Origin of the sequence: Streptomyces sp. NPDC002888, assembly GCF_042888465.1 — a bacterium.
In the GTDB taxonomy this organism is placed as follows: domain Bacteria; phylum Actinomycetota; class Actinomycetes; order Streptomycetales; family Streptomycetaceae; genus Streptomyces.
The window spans coordinates 49,781-60,294 of the sequence record NZ_JBIAPU010000018.1 but is presented as its reverse complement, the minus strand read 5'-3'; the positions used below and the strand labels follow the sequence as shown (position 1 = coordinate 60,294).

Genomic DNA, 10,514 nt, shown 5'->3' with positions numbered 1-10,514 from the left:
CGTGCACCGCCGGCACAACGGGCTCAGGACGGCAGTTCTCCTCGGGGGACTGTCCGCACTCATCATCCTCATCGGCAGTTTCTTCGGCCGTACGGGACTGATCGTCGCGCTCCTCGTCGCCCTCGGCACCAACGCGTACGCGTACTGGAACAGCGACAAGCTGGCGCTCCGCGCGATGCGCGCCCGCCCGGTGAGCGAGTTCGAGGCCCCGGCCCTGTACCGGATGGTCCGCGACCTCTCCACCCAGGCCCGCCAGCCCATGCCCCGCCTGTACATCTCCCCGACAGAGGCACCCAACGCCTTCGCGACCGGCCGCAACCCGCGCAACGCCGCCGTGTGCTGCACGGAGGGCATCCTGCGCATCCTGGACGAGCGCGAACTGCGCGGCGTCATCGGCCACGAGCTCAGCCACGTCTACAACCGCGACATCCTGATCTCGTCGGTCGCCGGCGCCCTCGCCTCGGTGATCATGTTCTTGGTCAACTTCGCCTGGCTCATCCCGATCGGCCGCTCGGACGACGACGACGGCCCCGGCATCCTCGGTCTGCTCCTGATCATGATCCTGGGCCCGCTCGCCGCCAGCCTCATCCAGCTCGCCATCAGCCGCTCCAGGGAGTACGAGGCGGACGCCTCCGGCGCCCAGCTCACCGGCGACCCCCTGGCCCTGGCCGACGCCCTGCGCAAGTTGGAGTCGGGCACCAAGCAGCTCCCGCTGCCCCCCGAGCCGCGCATCGAGACCGCGAGCCACATGATGATCGCGAACCCGTTCCGCCCGGGGCAGGGCTTCTCAAAGATGTTCTCGACGCACCCGCCGATGGCGGAACGCATCGCCCGGCTCGAGAAGATGGCAGGTGGCACCCAGTGAAGACCATCCTGAACGTCATATGGCTCGTCCTGAGCGGCTTCTGGCTGTTCCTCGGCTACCTGGCCGCGGGCCTCCTCCTCTGCATCACCATCATCGGCATCCCGTTCGGCGTGGCTGCCTTTCGGATCGGCGTCTACGCCCTCTGGCCGTTCGGCTACACGACGATCGAGCGGCGCGACGCCGGCGCCCCCTCCTGCATCGGCAACGTGCTCTGGCTCGTTCTCGCGGGCTGGTGGCTGACGCTCGCCCACATCGCCACCGGCATCGCCCTGTGCCTCACGATCATCGGCATCCCGTTCGGCATCGCCAACTTCAAGCTGATCCCGGTCTCCCTGCTCCCGCTGGGCCGCGAAATCGTGCCCACGGACGAGCCGTTCGCGGGCCGCTGAGGGAACCAGCCGTCAGGGCGGGCCGTTGAGACCTGTGCAGGGCACGGCCGTCCCATCCCGCTAACGGGCGGCCACCCGCCGCCGTACGCCGTACGCGATCACGCCCACCGCCAGTACGGCCGCGCCCACGACCACCGAGACCCCCGGCAGCGCGAACGCCACGACCACGCACCCGACGAGGCCCACCGCCGGTACGACCCGCGTCGCCGGAGCCGAATCGAGCGTCCAGGCCGAGGCGTTGGCCACCGCGTAGTAGGCCAGCACACCGAAGGAGGAGAACCCGATCGCGCCCCGCACGTCCACCGTGGCGGCGAGGACCGCGACGACCGCGCCCACGGCCAGCTCCGCCCGGTGCGGTACCTGGAAGCGCGGATGCACGGCGGCCAGCGACCCCGGCAGATGCCGGTCCCGCGCCATGGCCAGCGTCGTCCGCGACACGCCCAGGATCAGCGCGAGCAGCGAGCCCAGCGCGGCCACGGCAGCACCGACCCGCACCACCGGCACCAGCCACGCCGCCCCGGCCGCCCGCACCGCGTCGGCCAGCGGCGCGCCCGCCTGCCCGAGCCCTTGTGCCCCCAGCACGGAAAGGACAGCCACCGCGACAGCCGCGTACACGACGAGCGCGATGCCCAGGGCCAGCGGGATCGCGCGGGGAATGGTGCGCGCCGGATCCCGGACCTCCTCGCCGAGAGTCGCGATGCGCGCGTACCCGGCGAACGCGAAGAACAGCAGACCGGCGGCCTGCAACACCCCGCCCGCACCCTCGGAGGCCCCGATGTCCAGCCGCCCGGCGTCGGACGCGCTCGACCCCAGACACACGACCACCACACAGGCGAGGACGGCCAGCACCACCGCCACGATCACCCGCGTCAGCCACGCCGACTTCTGGATGCCGCCGTAGTTCACCACGGTCAGCGCCACCACGGCCGCGACCGCCACCGCGTGTGCCTGCTCCGGCCAGACGTACGCCCCCACGGTCAACGCCATCGCCGCACAGGAGGCCGTCTTCCCGACCACGAACGACCAGCCCGCCAGATACCCCCAGAACGGCCCGAGCCGCTCACGCCCGTACACGTACGTGCCGCCCGAGGCGGGATACAGCGCGGCCAGCCGCGCCGACGACATCGCGTTGCAGTAGGCGACCACCGCGGCCACGGCGAGCCCGAGCAGCAGTCCGGACCCGGCCGCGTGCGCCGCGGGCCCCAGGCTGGCGAAGATACCGGCGCCGACCATCGAACCGAGGCCGATGACCACGGCGTCCGCGACGCCCAGGGTGCGCCGCAGCTCGGCGGACGCGGATCCGGACTGAGTCATGAGGCGCACCCTACTGACCGATGCAACCGGCAGACGGAGCCGTGACGTCCTCTTCATCGACACGGCACGAACACAGCGTGACGAGGGGCCGTGAGGAACCTCACGGCCCAGCACGGCAGGGCACAACACGGCAAAGAACTGCCCCGTCCCGATCCAAAACACAGTGCCGGAACAGTGCGAGCACAGCGCGGAAGGGCAGGTTCAGGGCATGAGCATCATCAGCTGGATCATCCTGGGACTGTTGGCCGGAGCCATCGCCAAGTTCCTGCTACCGGGCCGTGACCCGGGCGGCTTCATCGGTACGACCCTCATCGGCATCGCGGGCGCGTTCATCGGCGGCTGGATCTCGTCCCGCTGGCTGGACCACCCCATCACCAAGGACTTCTACGACGGCGCGACCTGGGCCGCGGCGATCGGCGGCTCGTTCGTCCTGCTCGTCGTGTACCGCCTGCTGTTCGGCAACTCACGCAACTGACGCACGCGACAGAGGAAGACGACCGAGGAAGACGATCGAGGAAGACGACCGAGGAAGGGGTGGACGCCGAGGGCGCACACCCCTTCCTCGTACATCACCGGTAGTTCACGAACTGGACCGCGAAGTCGAAGTCCTTGCCCTTCAGGAGGGCGATGACGGCCTGCAGGTCGTCGCGGCTCTTGGAACTGACGCGCAGTTCCTCGCCCTGCACCTGCGCCTTCACGCCCTTGGGACCCTCATCACGGATGATCTTCGCCACCTTCTTCGCGTTGTCCTGGGAGATGCCCTCCTCGATCGACGCGAAGATCTTGTACTCCTTGCCCGAGAGCTGCGGCTCGCCCGCGTCCAGAGCCTTCAGGGAGATCCCGCGCTTGATCAGCTTGGACTGGAAGACGTCGAGGATGGCCTTCACCCGGTCCTCGGAGTTCGCCTCCATGAGGATCTTCTCCCCGGACCACGAGATCGAGGCGCCCACGCCCTTGAAGTCGTAGCGCTGCGAGATCTCCTTGGCGGCCTGGTTGAGGGCGTTGTCGACCTCCTGCCGCTCGACCTTCGAGACGATGTCGAAACTGGAGTCGGCCATGTCCTGTGGCTCCTTGTATCGGGGTGCGTATCGGGTGCGGTTCGGGTGCGCATCGGCGTACGTGGGGCCTGCCGCCGAGCCCGGCATGAGTCCCGGGCCGCATCCGGTCAAGCCTAGCCACCCCGCCCCCTCCGGGTGGTGATCAATCGGGTGGCGAAGCACCCCTCCCTATCGGGTATTGTTTACGTCGTTGCCACGGAGCACCGCCGAAAAGCGGTTCGAACGGGCAGCAAACCCGGCGGTGTGCCCGAGCGGCCAAAGGGAGCAGACTGTAAATCTGCCGGCTCAGCCTTCCCAGGTTCGAATCCTGGCGCCGCCACTCTGGGGAAGACCCCCTCTACTCTGCGGAGACGCGGAGTGGAGGGGGTCTTTCTTGTGCCCAGGGGCCGGGGCAAGGGGGTGGCTCCGGCGCTAACTGGAGTTGTGCGCACTCCAGTTGTTCGGGGGTCTGATGCGATTCCCGCGCGAGGCTCCATGACTGTCTGGGATGATTGAGTCACTTGGAGTAACAACTACACAGGAGTGCATTCATGGCGGCGGCGTCCTCGCCGGATGACGAAGATCGCGTAGCTGGCTTGCCCGGCCATCCGGCGCCCGGTCCTGAGCCGTCCGGTCGGTCTGTGGGCAAGGCGCTTCAATGGCAGCCCACCATCGCGGCACTGATCGCGTCGTTGGCGACGATTGGTGCCGCGTTGATCAGCGGAAACGGCGGTACTCAAGAGCCTGCCACGCGGCCGCTCCCGAACCCTCAGGTCCTGTCCGAGTGGAAGTTCACGACAGATGGCGTCACGTGCAACGCCCTCGGTTGGGTCGCTGACTTCTCGCGGGGCTTCGAGATCCGCATGTTCTCGGCGGCTGTGACGCAACCGTCTCCCGCCGCATCGGTCAGTCAGGGCGGACGGTGGTCGGTGAGTTGGCAGTGTTCCGGCCACGCTCGACACGGGGAGTGGAAGCCGATGGTCCACCACGCTGACCCGGGCGACCCGGGCGACCCGGGCGACCCGGCTTCGAACGGCTCTTGAACGGCCATGGTGGCCCAATGGGCAGGAGCTGAGCCGGCCCGTGCGATCTGCCGGCTCAGTCTTCCCAGGGGAGGTGCCTACGACTGCCAGCCGCCGTACGGGACGGTGATGAGTTCCATGGCGTGGCCTGTGGGGTCCATGAAGTAGACGCCGCGGCCGCCGTCGTTGTGGTTGATGGTGCCCGGCTGTTGCTGTTGCGGATCGGCGTAGTGCTCGATGTTGTGCTGCCTGATCCGTGCATACGCCCCGTCGAACTGCTCCTCGGAGACGAGGAAGGCGTAGTGCTGCGGGGTGATCCGGTCCGCGGGGATCGTGGCGAAGTCCAGGGTGACGCCGTTGTTCAGGGCGACCGCGATGAACGGGCCCCACTCGGCGGTGATCTCAAGGTCCAGCAGGTCCACGAAGAACTCGGCGGACTCCCGGTTGTCCCGGGCATGGACGATCGTGTGGTTCAACTCGACTGACAAGGAATGCCTCCATGGGCATGTCCCGACACCTCCATGCCTCACCCAGTCGGTGACCGACACGCGATGCTGCCGTAGATCCTAGTCATGGTCGACTCCACGGCGGTAGGCGATAAGGACCGCGGTCGTCCGCCCGTCGAGCCCCCGGCTACTCCTCCCCGCCCGGCTCGTCCGTGCTCGCCCGCGCCGCCTTCTTCACGTCCGCCTCGACGTCGTGGCGCAGCTTCCCCTCGCCCTTGGCGTACTCGGTCACCGCTGACTGCACGTCCCGCGCCAGGTCGCGCCACGCCCGCCACGCGGTCTCGTAGGTGTCGGTCTGTTCCTTGGTCCACGGCTCCGCGGTGGGAGCCCCGAACGTGTCCCGCAGCTGCACGACCCTGCCATGCGCCTCGTTCGCCGTGCGCTGCTTCTCCACGAGTTCCTCGAAAGTGTGTGCCACGTGGTCGGATCCTAAGGAGTCGAGCGCGTTTCCGCGCGCCGAGCAGGGGTCCGTGTCGAGGTGTGTCGACCCGACCGGCGAGCGGAGGGGCGAGCGCAGGGGGGCGGAGGGGAGAATCGGGACCGGTGGAACCCGTTGGACCGGCCGCCGAACCGAAGGAGTTGACGGACGTATGTCGTCCCGCCGTAGGACCTGCCCCGAGTGCCGTCGGGAGATCGCCGTCGTCGCGGGCCGCTTCGCACGCCATGACCCGCCTGGCGCACGGGAGCACGGGGAACTGACCTCCTGTCCCGGCTCCCGCCGCCAGGCCCAACTGGGCGCGGTCCAGCCGTCGTTGGACGGTCACGTCCTGCCGGACTTCCCCGGGCAGCTGCCGCTGTTCTAGGCCCGGCGGCCCAGCTGTTCCAGGCCCGGCGGCCCAGCCGTTCCAGGCCCGACGCCCCACCCGTTCCAGGCCCGGCATCCGAGGCGTTCTAGGACACCGTCCGTACGTCCATCCGGGTCACCAGCCCGTCCCCGCCGAAGCGGTACACGTGCTCCACCGTCCCGGCCCAGTGATCCCCGTCCGCGGTCCGCAACCCCTGCCGTACGGTCACCACCACCGCCTCGCCGTCCCGGTCGAGCCGCAGCCCCTCCAGTCGTACGAGGGGATGGGCGGAGGCGAACTGCCGTGCCCAGTACGCCCGTACCGCCTCCCGGCCGTGCAGCCGGGTTCCGTCCAGCACGTTCGGCCAGTCCACGTCGGTCGCCAGGCACCCTGCGACGAAGGTGTCCCGCTCGTCCGTCGAGAACACCTCGTACATGCGGCGCAGCATGTCCTCCCGCGAGGCCGGCACGGTCATGCTCAGTTCCCCGCGACGGACTTCACCGCGACCGACACCGGCGTCGAACCGCCGATCAGCTCCAGGGTCAGACCGGTCGTCGCCGGGGTGTCCACGAGCTCCGCGAGTGCGGCGGCCACGTCGTCGCGCGGGACCGGGCCGCGGCCCGTGTGGGCCTCCAGACGGACGAGACCGGTGCCGGGGTCGTCCGTCAGCGAACCGGGGCGCAGGATCGTCCAGTCCAGGGCATCCCGACCCTGGACGTACGCGTCGGCCTCACCCTTGGCGCGCAGATACACGTCGAACACCTCGTCGCCCCGGTGCTCCGGGTCCGCGCCCATGGAGGACACGACCACGAAGCGGCGTACGCCCGCCTCGACCGCCGCGTCCGCGAACAGCACCGCCGCGCCCCTGTCCACCGTCTCCTTGCGGCCCACCCCGCTGCCTGGGCCCGCGCCCGCCGCGAACACCACCGCGTCCGCGCCCCGCAACCGCGCCGCGACCTCTTCGACCGAGGCCGACTCCAGATCCAGTACGACCGGTTCGGCGCCGACCTCCCGCAGGGCGTCGCCCTGTTCGGCCTTGCGGATGATCCCCGCGACCTCGTCCCCACGCCCGGCGAGCAACCGCTCCAGCCGCAGCGCGATCTGACCATGACCACCAGCGATGACAATGCGCATGCCTTCGACCGTACGCCCGGACGGCCGCATCCGCCCCATGACTTCGGCCGCGCCCCAGGAATACGACACCGTGACCTGCGCACAGCGGGAAGGCCCCGCCCACGCATCCCCGCAGGCCCGCATCCCCGCAGGCCCGCATCCCCGCAGGCCCGCAGGCCCGCCTCAGCGTGGGCCCGCGTCCGGCGCCCCCGAGGTTCACGCCCCCGCGCTGGCCCGCGCCCGCGCACCCCCGAAGTCCACGCCCCCCGCCCAGGCCCACGTCCGCCGAAGTCCACGCCCCCCGCCCAGGCCCACGTCCGCCCACCCCCGAGGTTCACGCCTCCACGCACGCCCACGTCAGCCCACCCGCCCAAGGCCCCGCCCCCGCGCCTACGACGGCTCCCCCCGCCCCTGTCGTGGCAACCCCAACTCCGCGGCCGCCGCCGAGTCGCAGTACTCCCGTACCGCGCTCGTCCTCGCCACCACCCGGCCCCGGTGGATCACGATCCGGCTGTACGCCAGTGACAGCGCGCCCGCGAGCCCGTCCCCGCGCACGGCGAGCAACTCGGCGGGGAAGCCCGCCTCGACGCGGACCTCGGGCAGGCCCAGCGCCGCTCGCGCGGACGCGCTGACCGCGTCGTACGCGTCCTCGGGGCGCAGGCCGTGGCGGGAGGCCAGCAGGTAGGCCGCCTCCAGCGGGTCCCCGCGGCCCACCGGGTTCGACACGTCCCGCAGTGCGCCGCTGCCGGCTGCCACCCGCACCCCGGCCGCGCGCAACAGCCCGACCGGTGCCGTGTCGCGGCCCTCGGCGCCCCCGCAGCCGCCCTGCGGGAGGCACACCACCGTCACCCCGGCCGCCGCGAGCCGGCCGGCGGTACGGGAGGCCATCTCGGCGGGCAGCCGCGCCAGGCCGCCGCACGGGCCGAAGGTGACGCCGGGGCGCAGTCCGCCGGCCATCGCCGCGAGACGGGCGAGGCGGGCCGGGTCGTCGGCGTCGGTGTGCAGGTCGACGGGGCAGCCGTGCTCGGAGGCGACCTCCAGGACGGCCTCCACGTAGCCCGTCGGATCGGGGTCCAGGTCGGGACAGCCGCCCACCACGGAGGCGCCCATCTTCATGGCGTCCCGCAGCACCGCCAGCCCGTCGGCTCCGGCCACCCCGGTCAGCACCCGCGGTACGGCCACCGTCGTCACCTCGGCGAGCCCGCGCAGCGAACGCCGGGCCTGCAGGACGGCGGCCAGCGCGCCGAGCCCCTGCACGTCGCCCACACGCACGTGTGCGCGCAGTGCGGTCGCCCCGTGCCCGAGTTGCAGCAACGCGGCCTCCGTCGCCCGGCACTGGACGTCCTCGGGGGCGTACGAGACCGGTCCGTCGCCGTCGGCGGACAGCGCGGTGTCGGCGTGGGCGTGGGCCTCGGCCGGGGCGGGCAGGAGTAGATAGCCGCTGAGGTCCACCCGGGCGCCGCCGCCGGGCGCCGGGCCGGTCGCCAGGCTGCCCGCCGTGCCGACCGCCTCGATGCGCCCGCCGCCGAGCCGTACGTCGACCGCCCGGCCGTCGGCGAGCCTTGCCCCGCACAGCAGGAGGGAGGGCTCGGAGGCCCGGCCCGGCGTGGGCGACGACGGGGACGACTGCGGCGGGCTGTCGGGCATCGGGCTCCAGGTGCTCGGGCTGTGCTCGCGTCTGTGCTCGGGCTCTGCAGGCTGTGCTCGGGCTCTGCTCAGGCTGTGCTCGGTGCTGCGCACGGGGGCTCAAGATCACGCAGAGTGAGTCGAGCCTAGGGCGGCGCCCTGCCCCCGGCGGGGAGGAGCGAACTAGTCGTACCGGTGTGGTTGGCCGGGTCCGAGGGGCGTCGGAGGCCGCTGTGGAGGCCGTGGAACGGGGCCCGATGAGCGGCGCGAAACGGATTTGGGTGAACGGCTGTCGAGCGTGTAATGTCTTCATCGCTCGCCCCAATAGCTCAGTCGGCAGAGCGTCTCCATGGTAAGGAGAAGGTCTACGGTTCGATTCCGTATTGGGGCTCTGGTGTGAGAGGTTCCCGCCGCGAGGCGGGGCCCGATCGCATCTCAGCGGTGTAGCTCAGTCGGTAGAGCAAGCGGCTCATAATCGCTGTGTCACCGGTTCAAGTCCGGTCACCGCTACACGCAGTAGCCGATTGCGGGGTCGGTCCTTCGATCGGCTACTATTTCTGCGTTAATACAGTCAATCCGTCCGTCAAGGAGCACTCACGTGGCTGCCACCGACGTCCGCCCGAAGATCACGCTGGCCTGCGTGGAGTGCAAGGAGCGGAACTACATCACCAAGAAGAACCGGCGTAACAACCCGGACCGTCTTGAGATGAAGAAGCACTGCCCGCGTTGCAACGCGCACACTGCGCACCGCGAAACGCGATAAAACAGGCTCGTACACGAGGCCGTCCCCGAGTGATCGGGGGCGGCCTCGCGTCGTTGAGCGACCCATACCGGTCAGTAGAGCAACCAGGAGGTGCCGAGCCCATGGCGCTCGACCAGTCCTTCGTGGGGCGGACCTACCCGCCCACCGACCCCTATGAGGTCGGCCGGGAGAAGATCCGCGAGTTCGCCGAGGCGGTGGGGGACTCCAACCCCGCTTACTCGGACCCGGAGGCCGCCAAGGCGCTCGGCCACCCCGATGTGGTCGCCCCGCCGACCTTCGTCTTCGCGATCACCTTCAAGGCCGCGGGGCAGGTCATCGCGGACCCGCAGCTCGGCCTGGACTACAGCCGTGTGGTGCACGGCGACCAGAAGTTCGCCTACGTCCGCCCGGTGCGCGCCGGCGACCGGCTCACGGTCACCTCGACCATCGAGGCGATCAAGTCCCTCGCGGGCAACGACATCCTGGACATCCGGGGTGAGGTCCACGACGAGGCCGGCGAGCACGTCGTGACCGCCTGGACCAAGCTGGTGGCCCGCGCGGCCGAGGAGGCGTGAGGACACGATGACGGCGAAGATCGCTTACGACGACGTCGAGGTCGGCACCGAACTGCCGGCCCAGACCTTCCCCGTGACCCGCGCCACCCTCGTCCAGTACGCGGGCGCGTCCGGGGACTTCAACCCGATCCACTGGAACGAGAGGTTCGCCAAGGAGGTCGGGCTGCCGGACGTCATCGCGCACGGCATGTTCACCATGGCCGAGGCGATCCGCGTGGTCACCGACTGGGCCGGCGACCCGGGCGCGGTCGTCGAGTACGGCGTGCGCTTCACCCGCCCGGTCGTCGTTCCCGACGACGACAAGGGTGCCGTCATCGAGGTCACCGGCAAGGTCGGCGCCAAGCTCGACGACAACACCGTGCGGGTCGACCTGACGGCGACGAGCGACGGCCAGAAGGTGCTGGGCATGTCGCGGGCGGTTGTACGGCTGGGTTGAGACCGGCGCCGAGCGCATGGGTAAGGGGCGTCCGCAAGGGCGGACGCCCCTTACCCATGCGCCACCGCGGGAGCCCCTCTTGGAGCGACTGAAGAGACCTCCTT

Annotated in this window: 14 protein-coding genes and 3 tRNA genes; 10 read left to right on the top strand and 7 right to left on the bottom strand. The window is 70.5% G+C overall.

The window, feature by feature from the left end; all coding sequences use genetic code 11:
- The first annotated feature begins 1 nt into the window (after nucleotide 1).
- Both htpX and ACFYWX_RS27675 read left to right on the top strand, forming a co-directional pair.
- Nucleotides 2-865 (top strand): zinc metalloprotease HtpX, encoded by an 864-nt coding sequence (gene htpX / locus ACFYWX_RS27680; protein WP_389426815.1) that lies wholly within the window; start codon nucleotides 2-4, stop codon nucleotides 863-865.
- Nucleotides 862-1,254: a YccF domain-containing protein gene (locus ACFYWX_RS27675; protein ID WP_389426814.1), complete on the top strand. Its 393-nt coding sequence runs from the start codon at nucleotides 862-864 to the stop codon at nucleotides 1,252-1,254. The genes htpX and ACFYWX_RS27675 overlap by 4 nt, the downstream gene beginning before the upstream one ends.
- Nucleotides 1,255-1,314: 60 nt before the next feature.
- On the opposite strand, the gene ACFYWX_RS27670 is transcribed toward ACFYWX_RS27675, so the two are convergent.
- Nucleotides 1,315-2,568 (bottom strand): APC family permease, encoded by a 1,254-nt coding sequence (locus ACFYWX_RS27670; protein WP_389426813.1) that lies wholly within the window; start codon nucleotides 2,566-2,568, stop codon nucleotides 1,315-1,317.
- Between the two features lie 208 nt (nucleotides 2,569-2,776).
- Between ACFYWX_RS27670 and ACFYWX_RS27665 the strand changes: the two genes are divergently transcribed.
- Complete coding sequence (locus ACFYWX_RS27665) at nucleotides 2,777-3,043, top strand: GlsB/YeaQ/YmgE family stress response membrane protein (RefSeq protein WP_389426812.1); 267 nt, start codon at nucleotides 2,777-2,779, stop codon at nucleotides 3,041-3,043.
- Nucleotides 3,044-3,137: 94 nt separating this feature from the next.
- Here ACFYWX_RS27665 and ACFYWX_RS27660 read toward each other — a convergent pair whose 3' ends face one another.
- Nucleotides 3,138-3,626 carry a YajQ family cyclic di-GMP-binding protein gene (locus ACFYWX_RS27660; protein ID WP_389426811.1) on the bottom strand — a complete coding sequence of 163 codons (489 nt, stop codon included), beginning with the start codon at nucleotides 3,624-3,626 and terminating at the stop codon, nucleotides 3,138-3,140.
- A gap of 237 nt (nucleotides 3,627-3,863) precedes the next feature.
- Between ACFYWX_RS27660 and ACFYWX_RS27655 the strand changes: the two genes are divergently transcribed.
- A tRNA-Tyr gene (locus ACFYWX_RS27655) sits at nucleotides 3,864-3,945 on the top strand.
- 780 nt (nucleotides 3,946-4,725) lie between these two features.
- Here the strand turns inward: ACFYWX_RS27655 and ACFYWX_RS27650 are convergent.
- Together ACFYWX_RS27650 and ACFYWX_RS27645 are read right to left on the bottom strand one after the other, a co-directional pair.
- Nucleotides 4,726-5,115, bottom strand: a complete 390-nt coding sequence (locus ACFYWX_RS27650) for a VOC family protein (RefSeq protein WP_389426810.1) — start codon at nucleotides 5,113-5,115, stop codon at nucleotides 4,726-4,728.
- Nucleotides 5,116-5,260: 145 nt separating this feature from the next.
- Nucleotides 5,261-5,551, bottom strand: coding sequence for a hypothetical protein (locus ACFYWX_RS27645; protein ID WP_389426809.1), 291 nt, complete (start codon nucleotides 5,549-5,551; stop codon nucleotides 5,261-5,263).
- 172 nt (nucleotides 5,552-5,723) lie between these two features.
- Here ACFYWX_RS27645 and ACFYWX_RS27640 point away from each other — a divergent pair, with 172 nt between their 5' ends.
- The gene (locus ACFYWX_RS27640) at nucleotides 5,724-5,936 is read left to right on the top strand and encodes a hypothetical protein (RefSeq protein WP_389426808.1); all 213 of its coding nucleotides are present in this window, start codon (nucleotides 5,724-5,726) and stop codon (nucleotides 5,934-5,936) included.
- 88 nt (nucleotides 5,937-6,024) lie between these two features.
- On the opposite strand, the gene ACFYWX_RS27635 is transcribed toward ACFYWX_RS27640, so the two are convergent.
- The 3 genes from ACFYWX_RS27635 to ACFYWX_RS27625 form a co-directional block, all read right to left on the bottom strand.
- Entirely contained in the window at nucleotides 6,025-6,393 is a 369-nt protein-coding gene (locus ACFYWX_RS27635; RefSeq protein WP_389426807.1) for a nuclear transport factor 2 family protein, read from the bottom strand.
- Nucleotides 6,394-6,395: 2 nt separating this feature from the next.
- Entirely contained in the window at nucleotides 6,396-7,052 is a 657-nt protein-coding gene (locus tag ACFYWX_RS27630; RefSeq protein ID WP_389426806.1) for an SDR family oxidoreductase, read from the bottom strand.
- Nucleotides 7,053-7,421: 369 nt separating this feature from the next.
- Nucleotides 7,422-8,678 (bottom strand): amidohydrolase family protein, encoded by a 1,257-nt coding sequence (locus ACFYWX_RS27625; RefSeq protein ID WP_389426805.1) that lies wholly within the window; start codon nucleotides 8,676-8,678, stop codon nucleotides 7,422-7,424.
- 297 nt (nucleotides 8,679-8,975) lie between these two features.
- Between ACFYWX_RS27625 and ACFYWX_RS27620 the strand changes: the two genes are divergently transcribed.
- The 5 genes from ACFYWX_RS27620 to ACFYWX_RS27600 all read left to right on the top strand — a co-directional run bounded on the left by ACFYWX_RS27620 (nucleotide 8,976) and on the right by ACFYWX_RS27600 (nucleotide 10,410).
- Nucleotides 8,976-9,048: transfer RNA gene (locus ACFYWX_RS27620), tRNA-Thr, on the top strand.
- Nucleotides 9,049-9,094: 46 nt separating this feature from the next.
- Nucleotides 9,095-9,167, top strand: a tRNA-Met gene (locus ACFYWX_RS27615).
- Nucleotides 9,168-9,255: 88 nt separating this feature from the next.
- Entirely contained in the window at nucleotides 9,256-9,420 is a 165-nt protein-coding gene (rpmG, locus tag ACFYWX_RS27610; protein ID WP_003948671.1) for a 50S ribosomal protein L33, read from the top strand.
- Between the two features lie 101 nt (nucleotides 9,421-9,521).
- Nucleotides 9,522-9,974, top strand: a complete 453-nt coding sequence (locus ACFYWX_RS27605) for a MaoC family dehydratase N-terminal domain-containing protein (protein WP_389426804.1) — start codon at nucleotides 9,522-9,524, stop codon at nucleotides 9,972-9,974.
- Nucleotides 9,975-9,981: 7 nt separating this feature from the next.
- Nucleotides 9,982-10,410, top strand: a complete 429-nt coding sequence (locus tag ACFYWX_RS27600) for a MaoC family dehydratase (protein ID WP_389426803.1) — start codon at nucleotides 9,982-9,984, stop codon at nucleotides 10,408-10,410.
- Nucleotides 10,411-10,514 lie beyond the last annotated feature (104 nt).

What these genes read in the sequence shown, in the direction of transcription:
- ACFYWX_RS27670 (WP_389426813.1), bottom strand. Translation starts at nt 2,568, where the DNA reads ATGACTCAGTCCGGATCCGCGTCCGCCGAGCTGCGGCGCACCCTGGGC.
- ACFYWX_RS27665 (WP_389426812.1), top strand. Translation starts at nt 2,777, where the DNA reads ATGAGCATCATCAGCTGGATCATCCTGGGACTGTTGGCCGGAGCCATC.
- ACFYWX_RS27660 (WP_389426811.1), bottom strand. Translation starts at nt 3,626, where the DNA reads ATGGCCGACTCCAGTTTCGACATCGTCTCGAAGGTCGAGCGGCAGGAG.
- ACFYWX_RS27640 (WP_389426808.1), top strand. Translation starts at nt 5,724, where the DNA reads ATGTCGTCCCGCCGTAGGACCTGCCCCGAGTGCCGTCGGGAGATCGCC.
- ACFYWX_RS27635 (WP_389426807.1), bottom strand. Translation starts at nt 6,393, where the DNA reads ATGACCGTGCCGGCCTCGCGGGAGGACATGCTGCGCCGCATGTACGAG.
- ACFYWX_RS27630 (WP_389426806.1), bottom strand. Translation starts at nt 7,052, where the DNA reads ATGCGCATTGTCATCGCTGGTGGTCATGGTCAGATCGCGCTGCGGCTG.
- ACFYWX_RS27625 (WP_389426805.1), bottom strand. Translation starts at nt 8,678, where the DNA reads ATGCCCGACAGCCCGCCGCAGTCGTCCCCGTCGTCGCCCACGCCGGGC.
- ACFYWX_RS27605 (WP_389426804.1), top strand. Translation starts at nt 9,522, where the DNA reads ATGGCGCTCGACCAGTCCTTCGTGGGGCGGACCTACCCGCCCACCGAC.
- ACFYWX_RS27600 (WP_389426803.1), top strand. Translation starts at nt 9,982, where the DNA reads ATGACGGCGAAGATCGCTTACGACGACGTCGAGGTCGGCACCGAACTG.